Below are 15,491 nucleotides of genomic sequence, written 5' to 3'. Positions count from 1 at the left end.
TTTGGAGGCGTTGTCGGTCATGAGCGGTCAATCTGCGGCGAAACCCGGACCCGACCTGTTGCGGTGGCTCCTTTGGGGCGTCGCCGCGTTCGGCGTCGCCGCGGTGGTCTACATCATCGTTCAGGCAACCACCAATCCCGTTGCGCCGGGCGGTCTGGAGCGTGTGGCGAAGGGCGAGATGGCCGCGCTGCAGACGCCGGCCGAGCCGCTGCCCGCCCCGGTCACCACCATCTATGGACCCGAAGGGGAGCCCCTGCGCCTGGCCGATTTCAAGGGCGAGGTCGTGGTCCTGAACCTGTGGGCCACCTGGTGCCCGCCCTGCGTCGCCGAGATGCCGACGCTCGCCAAGCTGGCCGCCGACTACCAGGGCAAGCCCGTGCGCGTGGTGGCCGTCAGCATCGACCGCGAGGACGATCTCGAAAAGGCCCGCGCCTTCATGGCGAAGAATGCGCCGCTGGCCTTCTACAACGACCCCAACATGAAGATGGCCTTCGACCTGAAGCCCGCGGCGCCGGGCATGCCGACGACGGTGATCTATGGCCGCGACGGCGTGGAGCGGGGACGGCTGGCGGGCGGCGCCGACTGGTCCGGGCCTGACGCCAAGGCGGTCATCGACCACGTCCTGGCCGAAGGGTGAACCGCGTTTTCGATTGACCGGCGTCGGGCTGGCGGCGCAGGTTTGCGCCCGCGACAATCCGAGATTTGGGCCGAGCTACGCTGCGTTTCCCGAGGACTGCGATTGTTGACGGACGTCCGGTGCGCCCGGCGTCACGTTTCGTCAGCTAAGTCGGGAGACGACAGATTATGGCCTCTGGTACGGTCAAGTGGTTCAATACGACCAAGGGTTACGGCTTCATCCAGCCCGATGACGGCGGCAAGGACGTGTTCGTGCACATCTCCGCCGTCCAGCGTGCGGGCCTGCAGGCCCTGAACGAAGGCGACAAGGTCAGCTATCAGCTGCGCGAAGAGCGCGGCAAGACCGCCGCGGTCGACCTGCAGCCGATGTAAGGCCGCCACGGCGAACGCAAGAGGGGCGCGACGGGCAGCCGTCGCGCCCTTTTTTGCGCCCGCTGGAGCTACTCGGCCGCCCAGCGCACGTCCTCGGCGCGCTCCCGTTCGGGGCGGCGGCCGTCGTGATAGGCATAGGTCGCCACGGCCGCGGCGATGGCGGCGGGGCTCTCGGGCTCCAGCTCCGCCGGGCGGGGCCGGACGGCGCGACCGAACATCGCCTCGACGCCCTGGAAGGATCCGCAGGCCGCGAGATCCTGCGCCTCGACCTCGTAGCCGGCCGGCCCGGCGAGACCCAGGCTCTCGCGAAGATGGGCGATCTCTTCGGCGCCGGCCGAGGCGTAGACCCCGACCATCACGCCATAGGGATAGGGGGCGGGCAGGCCCGTCAGCCGCAGGTCCCAGGCGATGTTCGAGGCCAGCGGATAGAGCTTCATGTCCACCATGCCCACCAGGCGCGCCGCGCCGGCCGCGTGGGCGGTCTCCATGGCGGCGAGGAAGGTCTCGGCCACGCGCCGCCCGCCCCGGCGCGCGCGGCGATAGGCGTGGGTCGAGAAGATGCGGCTCATCTCCCAGGCGTCGGGGCCCTTCACCGCCGGCGCGCCGGGCGCGACCATGTGCGGATAGGCGTCGGCCAGGATGCAACCCTCGGTGGTCGGCCGCACCCGCAGGCCCACCTCGATACGGTCCTGCGGATCCAGTCCCAGCAGGTAGACGGCGTGTTCGTCGTCGAAGGCGTCGCGCTCGCCCGTCTCGTCCGACTGCAGGTCGGCCCAGCCGTTCTCCTCCACGAAGTGGACGCGCCGGAACTGGAACATGTCGGCCAGCTGCTCGGCGTAGAGGTGGCGGTTCTGGGCGGTGATGACGTGGATCACGGCGGGCGCTCCCGGACGGCGGATAGTCCGGAAAGCCTGACGCCCGGGCGCGTTCGGCCCTATGGGGAGATCACCCTATCGCGCCCTCAGCCGGGGTGGGGCGGGATGAGTCCCCGCGACATGGCCGCCGTCACCGCCTGCAGCCGCGTGGCGACGTCCAGCTTGCGCTTGGCGCTCTCGACGTGGTGGTTCACCGTCTTGGGCGAGATGTCGAGGATGGCCCCGATCTCCCAGTCCGTCTTGCCCAGGCCGACCCACTGCAGGCATTCCGTCTCGCGCTGCGTCAGCAGCCCGGGGCCCGGGCGGTCGGCGGCCTGCTCGTGGAGCCGCACGGCGAGGGTGGCGAAGACCACGCCGACGCTCTCCAGGAGGGGGCGGTGCTCTCCGCGGAAGCCGGCGAGGGGGCTGGTCATCCGCAGGACGATCTTCTCCGACAGCGGACCCGGCATCTGGACCACGAAGGCGTTCGCCAGGCCCTCGGCGCGGGCCTCACGCCACATGGTCTCGGCGGCGCCGGGCGCGGCGTCGCGCACGTCAGTCCAGGTGAAGCCTGTCTGGTTGGTGGCGATCCAGCGCGAGCACGGGTCCTGCTCGATATAGCGCTCTGTCCAGTAGCGGCGGTCCCAGGCCTCGAATCCGTGGCGGGAAACCACCGTGGGCGTGTCGGCGACCCGCAGGCCCGAGAGGCGGGTGCAGCAGTATCGGTCGAAACCGAACGACTCGAGCGTCCTGCGGAAGTGGGCCTCCAGCACCGGCAGGCTCCGATGCTCGGGCGCCTCGGAGAGGAACGCCCAGCTCAGGCCCTCGATGGTGCTCATCACGCCACTCCCCACACGACGGGGATCAGTTAAGCCGGTTCGCGCACCTTCGTCACCTCGAGGGCGTCGGTCTGGACCCCCATGGCGCGCAGGAAGCCGATCAGCGAGGACCGCGCCTCGGGCGTCAGCTGCTCGTAGGCGGTCAGCAGTTCGAGGGCGCCGGGCGTGCGCATGCGCGAGAGCAGGTCGAGATCGACGCTCGGCTCTTCGTCCGGCGTGTCCAGCACGTCGAGCAGGTCGGTGACGCGGCAGCGCAGGGCGCGCGCGATCTGGACGAGGCGCGAGAAGGAGATGCGGTTGGCGCCGTTCTCGTACTTCTGGATCTGCTGGAAGCTGACGCCGCACTGCTCGGCCAGCGCCTCCTGCGACATGCCGATGGTGCGCCGACGGATGCGGACCGCCGCCCCCAGGGCGATGTCCATGGGATCTGGTGTCTTGGGCGAGGATTCCGTCAAAGCCTTCTCCTTACTTGCGTGGCGGCGCAGGCCCGTTGTGCGAGCTTGGCCGCGGAAGGACGAATGCGCCGAACCCGCAGTCATTGCGAGTTGTCGCTTCGTCACACTACCCGCGTAGCGTCCGTCACGCGTGGGTTGCAAGAATGGCGTTCTACGAAAATGGGTAGATCGGGCCGCGACCGTAGGTCGCAACCGGCGGGCCGGCGCTCAACCGGGCCCGGCGTGCGCCGCAGACGCATCGGAGCCGGGGCTCGAGATCGGCGAGCCGCGCTCCGGCGAGGCCGCGCCGTTCCCACGCGGCGGTGTCGATCGGCGCGCGGGCGCCGCAGGACACGACTTCGCACCGCGCCCACAGGGCGTGGTTCGAGCCGTTCAGCTCCGAAAGGGTCATCCGCAGGTCGGCCGCCGGAGCGGGTCGGGTGTCGTCAGCCATGATCGCGCCTCCTGCGCGAACAAAAGCAGAACATTCGCAGTCCCGCGACTCCGCCCAGGCTGTATCGCCCGGCCTGGCCCGTCCTGGTCGTGGAGAATGCGTGCGAGAGGGTCGCTGATGCGGGCGACGATCCTCGACTGCCGATCCAGCCCCCTGTGACAGGGTACGCCTCGGGACGGATAGACCCTCCGAACCCCTTGAAACGATTCCGCAAATAGTCGCAGCCGCGAACTCAGGCGGCGGCGGTGACGTCTGGCTTCGCCTGGGCGTCGAGGAAGTCCAACAGGTCGGCGAGCGGCAGCGGCCTGGCGATCAGATAGCCTTGCACCAGGTCGCAGCCCAGCTCGGCAAGGGCGGCCTGGGCTTCCGGCGTTTCGACCCCTTCGCCCACCACGCTCATGCCGAGGCCATGCGCGAGTTCGATGGTCGAACGGACGATCAGGCGGTCGCGACGGCCCTGGTGGGCGGAGGCCGCAAGGCTGCGGTCGAGCTTCAGTTCGTCGGCTTCCAGGAGCTTGAGATAGGAGAGGGAGGAGAGGCCGACGCCATAGTCGTCGATGGAGATCTTCACGCCGGCCTTCCGGAAGGCGGCGATGGCCTCCACCGCGGCGGCGGGATTCTCGATCACCGCCGTCTCCGTGATCTCGAAACAGAGGTCGCCCGGCCCGCCTTCGATCGTCGCAAGGACGAAGTCGCGGAAGGCCTGGTCCCCCAGCAGCCGCCCGGAGATGTTCACCGAGACGAGGAGGCGGCGACCGGCCCACTGAAGCTGCTCGACGTCGCCGAGCGCACGGCGGATGGTCCACTCGGTGAGTTCGCGGATGGCGCCGGTTTCCTCGGCCGCGCTGATGAAGACGTCCGGAGGGATCGGGCCCCGGTCTGGATGTCGCCAGCGCAACAGCGCCTCGGCCCCAACGATGCAGCCGTCCTCGGCGCGGGCCTTCGGCTGGTAGTGCAGGCTGAGTTCGCCCCGCTCCAGGCCCTGACGCAGATCGCTCATCAGTGACAGATTCAGGTCCGGATCGGGGAAGGCCGCGGAGTCGAAGACGAGGCGCCGCCGATCGAGCCGTCGGCACTCGTCCAGCGCCGTGGTCGCCTGCTCCACCAGAGCTTCGGCGTCGAAGCCCGGCCCCTCGGCGTAGGCCACGCCGAGCCGCAGGAAGGCGTCGACGGCGAATCCCTGCACACGATAGGCCGGATTCAGCGCTTCCAGCGCTTCGACCTCGGCCTGAAGCGCGGCGAGATCGGGCCGCCGCAGGACAAGCCCCAGAACCCCCGTCGACAGATGCGCCACGCGGCTTTCCCGGCAGGTTCGGAGCAGGCGCGCGGCGATCTCCCGCACCACCTCGTTCGAGAGGCCGTAGCCGATGGCCGCACGCATGGCCGCATAGCGGTCGACGCCGAAGACGATCACCGCCACCGCGCTTGAGTCGCCCTGGCGCATGCGGGTCAGTTCGCTCAGCAGGGCGCGCCTGTTCGGCAGCTCGGTCTCGGGCTCGTGCATGGCCAGGTGGAGCAGGCCGGCTTCGCGCTCCTGGACGATGGCCGCCGCGCGGCGCCGGAGCTCCGAGCGCGCCGCCCAGGCGAGCGCGAGCGCCTGGGCGAGCAGCAGGGGGGCGATGGCGATGCTCACCGGCGTCAAGGCCTGGATCACCACCGGCAGGCCGAGCGTCAGGCCCAGGACGAGGACGTGACGGCGGCCGAGCTCGGTCAGCTGATCGGAGCGACCGCTCGGCCGGACGAAGGCGATCAGCCCCGCCGACAACAGAAAGATCGCTGGCAGGTTGAGGCCGATGAGCGCCCGGCCCTGACGGAGGCTTTCGAAGGCCAGGGCGTGGACAAGCACGCCCGGCAGGACGCCGTAGCGCGGCGTCGAGAAGTTGTCCCCGAGCTCCAGGGCCGTGGCGCCCACGAGGAGGGTCCGGCCGCGAACCGCCTCCGGATCGAAGCGGTTCTGATAGACATCTTCGAAACTCAGGCGTGGAACCTCGTCGACGCGTACGGCGTAGTCGATCCCGAACGCCTCGGTCCGTCCGTAGGGCGCTTCGGACAGCAGGGCGGCCATGGACGGCCGATATCCGTCCTGGGTCTCGAAGCCGCGGATATAGCGCCGCACGCGGCCGTCCCGGTCCACGGGCACGTTCACGCTCGCCAGCAGGGCGTCGTCGGACAGCTCCGCAATCGGCCTGTTCTCGACCAGCTCACCCGATCGGCTGTGGGTGCGAGGCTGCACGAAGGTCGGCAGGATCACGCCGCCGGGCCAGGCGGATATGGCCTGGCCGAGCCGCGCGTCGGCCTTCGGCGTCGAGCGGGCGCTGAAGTCCACGTCGAAACCGACGCTCTGCGCCCCCGCGGCTTGAAGATTGGCGATCGCGCGGGCGTAGCGCTCGCGGCTCCAGGGCCAGCGTCCCGCAGCCTCCAGGCTGGCGGCGTCAATCTCGACGACCACGACCTGGCCGGTCGCCGCACGTTCGGTCAGACGAAAGCGCTGGGCGGCCAGGGCGTCCTCGATCGGGCGCAGGGCGCCGCCCGCCCAAAGCACGACGATCAGCGCCGCCAGCAGCAGGACGGGCAACCCGCCCCTCAGACGGGCGCGCCAGGGGGCGGGCAGGGCGCGCACGACCTAGGGCCTCTGACCGCCGCCCTTGCCGTTGCCGTTCCCGGGGTTCTCGGGCGGACCGTTGCCGTTGCCGTTCCCGGGGTTCTCAGGCGGGCCATTGCCATTGCCGTTTCCGGGGTTCTCGGGAGGGCCGTTGCCGTTGCCGTTCCCGGGGTTCTCGGACGGGCCATTGCCGTTGCCGTTTCCGGGGTTCTCGGGCGGGCCGTTGCCGTTGCCGTTCCCGGGGTTCTCAGGCGGGCCATTGCCGTTGCCGTTTCCGGGGTTCTCGGGCGGGCCGTTGCCATTGCCGTTTCCGGGGTTCTCGGGCGGGCCGTTCCCGTTGCCGTTCCCAGGGTTCTCGGGCGGACCGTTGCCGTTGCCATTCCCAGGGTTCTCAGGCGGGCCATTGCCGTTGCTGCTGCCGGGGTTCTCGGGCGAACTGTTCCCGTTGCCGTTCCCGGGGCTCACAGGCGGACCATTGCCGTTCCCGTTCCCGGGGTTCTCGGGCGGGCCCTTGCCGATGCCGTTCCCAGGGTTCTCAGGGGGGGCGTTTCCGTTGCCGTCGCCTGTGAGCGGCTGACCGACCTGGGCGAGCACCGCCGCAGAGGCGCGCGCCGTGTTTACGGCGGCAAGTTCCCCCCCTGCGACAGCCGGGCCGCCGGGTTCGCCAGCGGTTCCGTTGATCGCGGGCTCGGCCGTAACCTGGGCGTTGCCGGACGACTGGGACGGACCCTGGGCGCCGCCAGCCTGAGCCACGGCCGCGACCGGCCCGGGGCCGGTCAGCAGACCGTCCGAGGCCTGGCTGTAGTCGAGGGCGGGCAGGGACTCCGCCGCCGCGACCGGGCTCGGCGCCGGGTCGGGGCGAGTCACGCCGACCTGGCCGGGCGCATCGCGCGCCACGCGTCCGGTCACCCCGGCGGGAATGTCGCTGGCTTGTCCGCTGCTGTTGGCGCGGACCTCGACCAGACCTTCGGCCACGTGAACGGAGTCGCCGGTCGGCCCCACGGCCACGGTGAAGGTGGTGCCCTTGACCACGGCGGCCAGCAGGGGAGTGTCGACGCGGAAGTGCGGCTTGCCCTTCTTGTCGACCTGGAAGAGCACCGAGCCGAGATCCTGCATCATGCGGGTCATGCCCGATCCGTCGTCGCTGGCGACGGTCATCCGGCTGTTCGGACCCAGGACGACCCTCTGGTCGCCGTTGGTCAGCACCGCACGCGCGCCGCCGGCGGTGGTCAGGTTCGCGCCTTCGGGGACCACGACTCCGCTTGCGGCGTCCGTCGCGGCCTTTCCGGGGGCCGCCAGGCGAACGCGCCCTTCGACCTCCACCAGCCGCCAGTCGGCGGCGAACGCGGCGCCGCTCAGCAGCAGAGTGCTCGCGAGCGCAGTGGCCGAAGCCAGAAGATTGAGCCGCATGTCTCAAGCCTTTCGTGTCTGAACCAAGTTCTTCGGCTCAGTTCGAACGTCGGACTTACACGCAGCAGGGCTAACCGGCCCCTAAAATGGGTACAAAATTATAGTGTTAGCGGCCTGTTCACCAAGTTGAACGATGGTCCTTAACTATGTTCATGAGTTCCGGCCGGGGCTGGCCAGAGGCAATCTCGCGCAGAGCGGCCCCCGTCCTGGCGGGCCTGGCGGCGCTGCTCGCCTGCGGGTTCGGCGGCGGTCCGGCCGATCGCGCCATCGCCCTGCAGGAGGCCGAAGGCGGCGGCTCGTCCCCGCCGGCGCAAGGCCGCGCCGTGCTCACCGCCATGACCATCGACGGCGTGACCGCCTATCCGATGGCCGAGCTGGCGCCCCTCTACGATGATCGGCTGGCCCGCGAAGCCGGACTGGACGACCTGATCCGCGTGGCCGAGGCGATCACCGCCAAATATCGCGCAGACGGTTACTTCCTGACGCGGGCGGCGGCGCCCTACGAGATCGCCGACGGCCAGGGTCGGCTTGTGGTCTATGAAGGCTATGTGGGCGAGGTCGCCTTCGAGGGGGACGCCGTTCCGGCCGTTGGGGCGCTCTTCGCCGATCTTCCCGACCGTCGTCCCCTGAAGCTGCCCGACCTCGACCGCAGGCTTTCCCTGGCCGGCGACCTGCCTGGCGTGAAGGTGACCGCGCGCCTGGAGCCGATCCTGGAAGACCCGGCCCGCCACCGCCTGGTGGTGCGCACCGACGCGCAGCGTCTGACCGCCAGCCTCTATGCCGACAACCGTGGAACGGACTCCGCCGGGCCGCTGCAGGTCTATGCCCGCGGCGCCCTGAACTCCGCAGTGGTCTCCGGCGACCAGTTCGCCGTGGGCGTGCTGACCACGCCGGAGGACGTGGAGGAATTCGCTCAGGCCGATCTCTCCTACTCGATCCCCTTGCGGGGCGGCGCGCGGGTGCGGGCGCTCGTCACCGCGTCGACGGCCGAGGGCAAGGCCGACGGCTTCAACGCCGCCCTCGGCAACGAGAGCCAGTCGGCCTCGGTCCGGCTGTCGGTTCCGGTGGTGCGCCAGCGGGATCGCTCCCTGTGGCTGGCGGCGACGGCGGAGGCGCGACGCGTCGAACAGAACTGGTCCACCGGCGATTATGAGGACGAGATCCTGGTCGCCCGCGCCTCCGTCAGCGGCGACCGCGACTGGTCGGGGGGCTACACCACCGGCTTTGCTCAGGTCTCTCACGGCTTTGGCGGCTTCGGCGGAGAGCCGCCTGACGGGCGCACCCGCTGGGACGCCGACGCGCGCTTCTGGAAGGTCAACCTCTACGGCTCGCACTACCGCGACATCGGCAGCAAGGCCGGCCTGTTCGTCGCGGCGTCCGGGCAGTGGTCGCCCGACCCCCTGCTGTCGTCGGAGGAGTTCTCGGCGGGCGGCCTGCCGGTGGGGCGCGCCTACGACTATGGCGAGGTCATGGGCGACCGCGGTCTGGCGGGGCAGGCGGAGCTCCGCATCGGCTGGGATCCGCACCTGCGGCCGCTGACCTTCTTCCAGACCTACGCCTTCTTCGACGGAGCCAAGGTGTGGAACTACAACGCCGCGCCCGGCTGGAAGTCGGCGGCGCTCACCTCGGCCGGCGCCGGCCTGCGGCTGGTCTTCGACGACGTGGCGCTCCGCCTGGAGCTGGCCAAGCCGCTCACACGGACGCCCTACACGCAGGGCGACCGAGGGCTCCGCGGCTTCGTATCCCTGTCGGCGAACTTCTGAGCGTCCGGGAACAGCGGGGGGCGGCCGCCCGTTCCCGCGCCATGCTGAAAGCCACCGATCACGCTGCGCCGGAGCGGCGACGCTTCAAGGGCCGGGTCGCCGTCGTCACCGGCGCCTCGGCCGGCGTGGGCCGCGCCACGGCGCTGGCCCTTGGCCGCGAGGGCGCGCGGGTGGGCCTCATCGCCCGCAACGCCCAGGCGCTGGAGGCGGTCGCCCGTCAGATCCGCGCCGCCGGCGGCGAGGCCCTGGCCCTGCCGCTGGACGTGGCCGATGCGGCGGCCGTGGAGGCGGCGGCCGAGCAGGTCGAAAGCCGCTTCGGCCCGCTCGACCTGTGGGTGAATGCGGCCATGGTGACGGTCTTCTCGCCCGTCTCCGAACTCGAACCCGACGAGGTGCGGCGGGTGACCGAGGTCACCTATCTCGGTTCGGTTCATGGCGTCCTCGCCGCCCTGCGGCGAATGCGGCGGCGCGGACGCGGGACGATCGTGCAGGTGGGATCGGCGCTCGCCTTCCGGGGCATTCCCCTGCAGTCGCCCTACTGCGCGGCCAAGCACGCCATCCGCGGCTTCGTCTCCTCGCTTCGGGCCGAACTGAAGCACGAGCGGAGCCGGATCCGCCTCACCGAAGTCCACCTGCCGGGGGTGAATACGCCCCAGTTCGGCTGGGCGCGCACCAAGATCCCGCAGCAGCCGCGGCCTGTGGGCCAGCCCTGCCGGCCGGAGGTGGCGGCCGACGCCATCCTCCATGCGGCGCGCCACCCCAACCGCGACTGGTGGCTGGGCTCGGCGACCGCCCAGACGGTGCTCGGCCAGGCCGTCGCCCCGGCGCTGATGGACAGGATCATGGCCGCCAAGGCCTGGGAGGGTCAGTTCACCGGCCAGCCGGGCGAGGCCCGCCCGGGAAACCTCTTCGAGACCGTCGCCGAAGGCCATGCCGTCTCCGGGCCCTTCGCCGCCGAGGCGAAGGGCGAGGCGATGCTCACCGAAGGCCCGATCACGCGCATGGCCGCCGTGGCCGCAGGCGCTCTCGGCTTCATGCTGCTTGGCGCCCTGCTCGCGCGCCGGTGATCGCCTCAGTCGCGGGTGCGGCGCTCCTCGGCCGGCCCGCGCGTCCGGGAGAGGTTGTAGGCGGCGTCCACCAGCGAGAGGTGAGACAGGCCCTGGGGAAAGTTGCCGAGGAAGGCGCCGGTGCGCGGGTCAACCTCCTCGGGCAGCAGTCCGACGTCGTTGGTGAAGGACAGCAGGCGCTCGAACAGGGCCTCGGCCTCCTCGCGCCGGCCCTGCATGGTGTAGGCGTCGACGAGCCAGAAGCTGCAGGCCAGGAAAGCCCCTTCGCCCGGCGGCAGGCCGTCGTCGTTCGTGGCCGTGTCGTAGCGGCGGATCAGGCCGTTCCAGGACAGATCCTGCTCGATCGCCTCGACGGTGGCGAGCATCCGCGGATCGTCGGGGGCCACGAAGCCGACCTGCGGCAGGAGGAGGAGGCTGGCGTCCACCTCCGCCGAACCGAAGGCGCGGGTGAAGCCGCCCCGCTCAGGGTCGAGGCCGTCCCGCAGGATGGCCTGCCGGACCTCCTCGCGGCATGTGCGCCAGAGCTCGGCGTCGCCGCGCAGCCCCTGCTGCTCCACCGCCTGCACGCCGACGTCGAAGGCGACCCAGGCCATGACCTTCGAATGGGTGAAGTGCTGCGGCGGGCCGCGGACCTCCCAGATGCCGGCGTCCGGCTCGCGCCAGCGCTCCACCAGATGGTCGATGAAGGCGCGCTGGAGCGGCCAGCTGGGGTCCTGAGGCGCCTGGCCGTGGCGGCGCGCCTGGTGCAGGGCGTCCAGCACCTCGCCGAAGACGTCGAGCTGGCTCTGCCGGAAGGCGGCGTTGCCGATGCGCACCGGCTGGGCGCCGTTGAAGCCGGGAAGGCCGGGCTCGATCCACTCGATCAGGCGCTGCTCGCCGGCCACGCCATAGACCGGCTGCACCGCCCCCGGTTCGCCGGCCACAGCCCGCACCAGCCAGTCGCGCCAGGCGCGCGCCTCCTCGAACAGGCCGGACTCCATGAAGGTGAGCAGCGTGAAGGTCGCGTCGCGCAGCCAGCAGTAACGGTAGTCCCAGTTGCGCTCGCCGCCGGGATGTTCGGGCAGGGAGGTGGTGGGCGCCGCGACCATGCCCCCCGTCGGGCGATAGGTGAGCCCCTTCAGCACCACGAGCGAGCGCCGCACATCCTCGGCGTAGGGGCCGCTGTAGTCGCAGCGCGAAATCCAGTCCCGCCACCAGTCGAGGGTGGCGCTCAGCGCCGCGTGCGGGTCGATCGGCCGGCGCGCCCGCTCATGTGAGGGCGAATAGGTGAGCACGAAGGCGCGCCGCTCGCCCTCGGCGATGGCGAAACGCGCTGTGGCCCCGCCTTCGGCCGGGCGCAGCTCGGCGTCGGCGGTGAGCTCCGCCGCGTGGGGCCCGGCCACCGCACGCAGGCTGTTCGGCGTCGCCGACTGAATCCAGGGGCGGCAGCGGCCATAGTCGAAGCGGAGGTCCAGCCGCATCTCCATGGGAACCCGGCCGGCGCGTCCCTCCACGATCCGCACCAGGTCGGAGGCGGCGCCGCGGACCGGCATGAAGTCGGTGACGGCCACGGCGCCGGAAGCGGTTTCGAAGACCGTTTCGAGGATCAGGCTGCCGTCCAGATAGCGGCGGCGGACATGGGCGAAGCCTTCCGCCGGACGCAGGCTCCAGCAGCCGTGGCGCTCGTCGCCCAGGAGCCGCGCGAAACAGGCTTCGGAGTCGAACCTCGGCCAGCAGAGCCAGTCGATCGCGCCGTCCCGCCCGACGAGGGCCGCGGTCTCGCAGTCGCCGATCAGGGCGTAGTCGCGCAGGTCGCGGGCGGCGGAGGACGGGCCGGACATGCGGAGGCAATTCGCCGTGGCCCCGCCGGTTCCCGACGACCCGGCTCAGGCGGCCGCGGGGCTCACCTCCTGCAGGACGGCGAACAGCCGGGCGGCGTCGATCGGCTTGGGCATGTGCAGATCGGCCCCGGCCTGGAGGCTGGCGTCCTGGTGCTCGGGCAGGGTGTTGGCGGTCAGCATGATGATGGGCGTGCGGCGGCGCTCGGCCCGCTGTTCGCGCTCGCGGATGGTGCGGATGGCGGTGAGCCCGTCCATCACCGGCATCTGCATGTCCATGAAGACCAGGTCGAACGGGCGGGCGTCGAAGGCCTGGCAGGCTTCGAGGCCGTTCTCCGCCAGCACCAGTTCGACGTCGAACTCCGACAGCAGCACTTCCAGGACGCGCCGGTTGGTCGGGTGATCGTCGGCGACGAGGATGCGCAGCGGGCCCTGGTCCTCGGCGTCGGCCGGCTGGTCGGCGTTCGCCGGGGCCTGGACGACGGCGAGCGGCAGGCGCACCCAGAACCGGGCGCCCTGGCCCGGCGTGCTGTCGGCGTCGATCTGGCCGCCCATCAGCTCCGTCAGCTCGCGGCAGATCGACAGGCCCAGGCCCATGCCGCCGTACTGCCGGCTGACGGAGGCGTCGCCCTGCTGGAACTTGCGGAACAGACGCGCCTTCTCGTCCGGATCGAAGCCGATGCCGGTGTCCTCGATCTCGAAGCGCCAGGCGTCCGGACCGTCCGCCGTCACGCGCAGGGTGATCTGTCCGGTCTCCGTGAACTTGACTGCGTTGGTGGCCAGATTGCTCAGGACCTGCTTGATGCGCACGGGATCGCCGATCACCGTCGCCTCGGCGGCCGGGTCGATCTCGATCCGCAGGGGCAGGCCCTTGGCCTCGGCGCGCGGCGACACCAGGGTCGCGACGGCGCGGACCGCATCGGCCAGGTGGAAGGCCTCCGGAGTGATCTGGACCGCGCCGGTCTCCATGCGGGAGACGTCGAGCAGGTCCGACAGCAGCCGTTCGAGCGTCACGCCCGAGGTGCGGATCAGGTCGACCATCTCGCGCTGGGCCGGCGTCAGGGGCGTGCGCTCCAGCGCCGCGGCCACGGCGCAGACGCCGTTCAGCGGCGTGCGGATCTCGTGGCTCATATTGGCGAGGAATTCGGCCTGGGTCCGCTGGGCGGCCACCAGCTGCAGATGCGCCCGGCGCGCGCGGGCCACCATGACGAGGGCCACGCCGCCAAAGGCGAGGAGCACCAGCGCCACGACCGGCGCCGACTGCCGCAGAAGCGCAAGGCCGGGCTTGTGCGGCGTCCAGGTGAGGGTGAGGGAGGGCGCATCCCCGAGTGTGTCGATGCGCACCTGGGCCTCACCCGGTTTCGCCGCCTCCTCGAGCCCGCTGCGCAGGCCCTCGAGCATGAAGCGGTCCTTGAGCAGTTCGATCGAGACCTGCTCGATCGGCAGGACGGTGAGCAGGACGGGCGCCCGGGCTCCGCGGATCGTGACACGGCCCTCGTCGGGCTGGACGAGGCTCGCCGTCAGCACATGGACACGCTCGCCTTCGACGACGAAGCGGCTCACCTGCAAGGGCGGCGGCGCGCCAAGGCGTGTCGGACGCCGGCGGGTCTCGAGCGCGCGCAGCTCGGCCAGCACGCGCCGCGTTCCGGCGGGCAGGACCGCCTCGCTGGTCGGCCGCGACGTGCGGCCGTGGCGGACATAGATCGGCCGGTCCTGGGCGTCGAGAACCAGCAGGTGCTCGAAGTCGAAGCCGAGGGCATAGAAATCGTTGAGGTTTTCGTCCGCCCACGCGGTGTTGAAGGCGTGGTCGAGATGGACCACCGCCTCGTCCCAGCGGGTCTCGGGGAGGATCGCCGCCTCGATCTCGGCGAGGCTTGCGCGCACCCCGTCCCGCACAAGCGCCTCCTCGCGTTCACGAGCGCTGGCGTCGACGTGGCGGCTCCAGAGCGCCAGGCTGAGGACGAACACGACCATTGCGGCGATCGCCAGCGCAATGGCGGGAGCAAGCAAGGCTCTTTCGCCGAGGCTGCGCATCCTGACCCTCCGCATGACCGAGCGAGGATGGCCGCGTCGTCCTTAAGCTTCGGTATATCGGCGTTCGTCCAAGCTGCGACTCCTGGCCGCAGGGTCAGAGCCGGCGGTCGTCCCGGTCGGAGCGCACCTTGACCGGCGCGGGGGCGGGCCAGACCCGCACGGCGACGGCGGCCGTGATCGACCCCAGCACGGCGGCCAGGGCGCCGGCGGCCTGGACGTCGTTCATGCCGGTGGCGATGAGGCGGCCGGCCATGGCGCCCGAAACGAAGACGAGGGAGGCGGTCCCCCACTCGGCCATACCTTGCGAAAACAGCGCTTTGAGCATCGGGCGGACCCCACTTCTGCGGACGCGGACATCCTGCCGGGGCGCCCTTAGCCAAGTCTTACAATCGCGGGCCTGCGTCATCGGGGCGCACGTGGCGGAACGACGAAGGCCCGGGCGTCGTCGCCCGGGCCTTGCCTGCATCTGCGGCGAAGGCGCCCGTCAGAAGGTCATCGGCTCTTGTTCGGCCGCCGGGGCGGCGGGCCCGCTCGGCTCCGTCTGGGCCGAAGGAATGTCGAGCGGCGTCGTGTTGATCGTCGGGGCCGGCGCGCTCGACTGGGCCGCGGCCGAGTAGGGGATGGGCGCCTCGGGCAGTTCCGCGGCGACGTCGGCGCCGGAGTCGAGCGCGCTCGGCGCGGCCGGCGCGGCGGCCGGTTCCGAAGCCGGCCGCGCCGGGGCGCGGCGCGCCGCCGGGGCAGGTTCGACGGCCGCTTCGGGCGCCGGTTCGACCGCAGGCGTCGCGATCTCCGTCTCGGGCGCGGCGAGCGTGTTGGCGGCCAGGGCCGTCGGGGCGGCCTGCGAGGTCAGCTCCGCCTGCGGCGCAGCCTCCGGCGCGGCCGTCTGCGGCGTCCCGGAGCCGGTCATCAGGGCCAGCCCGCCCAGCAGGGCGACGCCCACCACCGGGGCGACATAGAGGGCCGGCGGAACGCCCTTGCGCTTCCGCGCCTCGCGGCGGGCATAGACCGGTTCGGGAATGAAGGCCGCTTCGGCGGCGGGATGAGAAGTCTCGCCGCGGCGGACGAAGGGCTCGTCGCCGGCGGCGGGGATGGAGCGTTCAGTCATGGCATCCTCACATTGGCGTGATATCGAGGAATGAAACGGCTCCGGTTGGTGCAGGTTCCAGAAATTGTGGACTGAAAACTTGCGGAGTCTGTGGAAGACTTGCG

At 71.2% G+C, this 15,491-nt stretch carries 14 protein-coding genes; 4 read left to right on the top strand and 10 right to left on the bottom strand.

The genetic code is table 11. The features are described from left to right. Positions 1–19 precede the first annotated feature (19 nt). Both H2041_RS01620 and H2041_RS01615 read left to right on the top strand, forming a co-directional pair. Positions 20–637: a TlpA disulfide reductase family protein gene (locus H2041_RS01620; RefSeq protein WP_293408727.1), complete on the top strand. Its 618-nt coding sequence runs from the start codon at positions 20–22 to the stop codon at positions 635–637. Between the two features lie 167 nt (positions 638–804). After that, complete coding sequence (locus H2041_RS01615; RefSeq protein ID WP_293408725.1) at positions 805–1,008, top strand: cold-shock protein; 204 nt, start codon at positions 805–807, stop codon at positions 1,006–1,008. Between the two features lie 68 nt (positions 1,009–1,076). Here H2041_RS01615 and H2041_RS01610 read toward each other — a convergent pair whose 3' ends face one another. The 6 genes from H2041_RS01610 to H2041_RS01585 form a co-directional block, all read right to left on the bottom strand. Next, positions 1,077–1,883 (bottom strand): acyl-homoserine-lactone synthase, encoded by an 807-nt coding sequence (locus H2041_RS01610; protein WP_293408723.1) that lies wholly within the window; start codon positions 1,881–1,883, stop codon positions 1,077–1,079. An 86-nt stretch (positions 1,884–1,969) separates the two neighbouring features. Continuing rightward, complete coding sequence (locus H2041_RS01605; RefSeq protein ID WP_293408721.1) at positions 1,970–2,701, bottom strand: LuxR family transcriptional regulator; 732 nt, start codon at positions 2,699–2,701, stop codon at positions 1,970–1,972. Between the two features lie 29 nt (positions 2,702–2,730). Next, entirely contained in the window at positions 2,731–3,156 is a 426-nt protein-coding gene (locus H2041_RS01600; protein WP_293408719.1) for a helix-turn-helix domain-containing protein, read from the bottom strand. Positions 3,157–3,307: 151 nt separating this feature from the next. Further along, entirely contained in the window at positions 3,308–3,589 is a 282-nt protein-coding gene (locus tag H2041_RS01595) for a hypothetical protein (protein ID WP_293408717.1), read from the bottom strand. Between the two features lie 232 nt (positions 3,590–3,821). Further along, positions 3,822–6,209: an EAL domain-containing protein gene (locus H2041_RS01590; RefSeq protein ID WP_293408716.1), complete on the bottom strand. Its 2,388-nt coding sequence runs from the start codon at positions 6,207–6,209 to the stop codon at positions 3,822–3,824. Positions 6,210–6,212: 3 nt separating this feature from the next. Continuing rightward, a complete protein-coding gene (locus tag H2041_RS01585; RefSeq protein WP_293408715.1) occupies positions 6,213–7,601 on the bottom strand; it encodes a FecR family protein in 1,389 nt (462 codons plus the stop codon). Positions 7,602–7,747: 146 nt separating this feature from the next. On the opposite strand from H2041_RS01585, the gene H2041_RS01580 reads away from it, so the two are divergent. Further along, the gene (locus H2041_RS01580) at positions 7,748–9,364 is read left to right on the top strand and encodes a ShlB/FhaC/HecB family hemolysin secretion/activation protein (protein ID WP_293408713.1); all 1,617 of its coding nucleotides are present in this window, start codon (positions 7,748–7,750) and stop codon (positions 9,362–9,364) included. Positions 9,365–9,405: 41 nt separating this feature from the next. Further along, positions 9,406–10,431 (top strand): SDR family oxidoreductase, encoded by a 1,026-nt coding sequence (locus H2041_RS01575; RefSeq protein ID WP_293408711.1) that lies wholly within the window; start codon positions 9,406–9,408, stop codon positions 10,429–10,431. Positions 10,432–10,436: 5 nt separating this feature from the next. Here the strand turns inward: H2041_RS01575 and H2041_RS01570 are convergent, their stop codons facing one another. The 4 genes from H2041_RS01570 to H2041_RS01555 all read right to left on the bottom strand — a co-directional run bounded on the left by H2041_RS01570 (position 10,437) and on the right by H2041_RS01555 (position 15,387). Continuing rightward, the gene (locus H2041_RS01570) at positions 10,437–12,251 is read right to left on the bottom strand and encodes a glycoside hydrolase family 15 protein (protein WP_293408709.1); all 1,815 of its coding nucleotides are present in this window, start codon (positions 12,249–12,251) and stop codon (positions 10,437–10,439) included. Positions 12,252–12,296: 45 nt separating this feature from the next. Next, complete coding sequence (locus H2041_RS01565) at positions 12,297–14,258, bottom strand: ATP-binding protein (protein WP_293408707.1); 1,962 nt, start codon at positions 14,256–14,258, stop codon at positions 12,297–12,299. A 118-nt stretch (positions 14,259–14,376) separates the two neighbouring features. Next, positions 14,377–14,607, bottom strand: a complete 231-nt coding sequence (locus tag H2041_RS01560) for a hypothetical protein (protein ID WP_293408705.1) — start codon at positions 14,605–14,607, stop codon at positions 14,377–14,379. 159 nt (positions 14,608–14,766) lie between these two features. Next, positions 14,767–15,387, bottom strand: a complete 621-nt coding sequence (locus H2041_RS01555) for a hypothetical protein (RefSeq protein ID WP_293408703.1) — start codon at positions 15,385–15,387, stop codon at positions 14,767–14,769. Positions 15,388–15,491 lie beyond the last annotated feature (104 nt).

Origin of the sequence: Phenylobacterium sp., from assembly GCF_013911965.1 — a bacterium.
Classification (GTDB): domain Bacteria; phylum Pseudomonadota; class Alphaproteobacteria; order Caulobacterales; family Caulobacteraceae; genus Phenylobacterium.
Note: the sequence above shows the minus strand (reverse complement) of the source record. Positions and strands in the feature narration are given on the sequence as shown.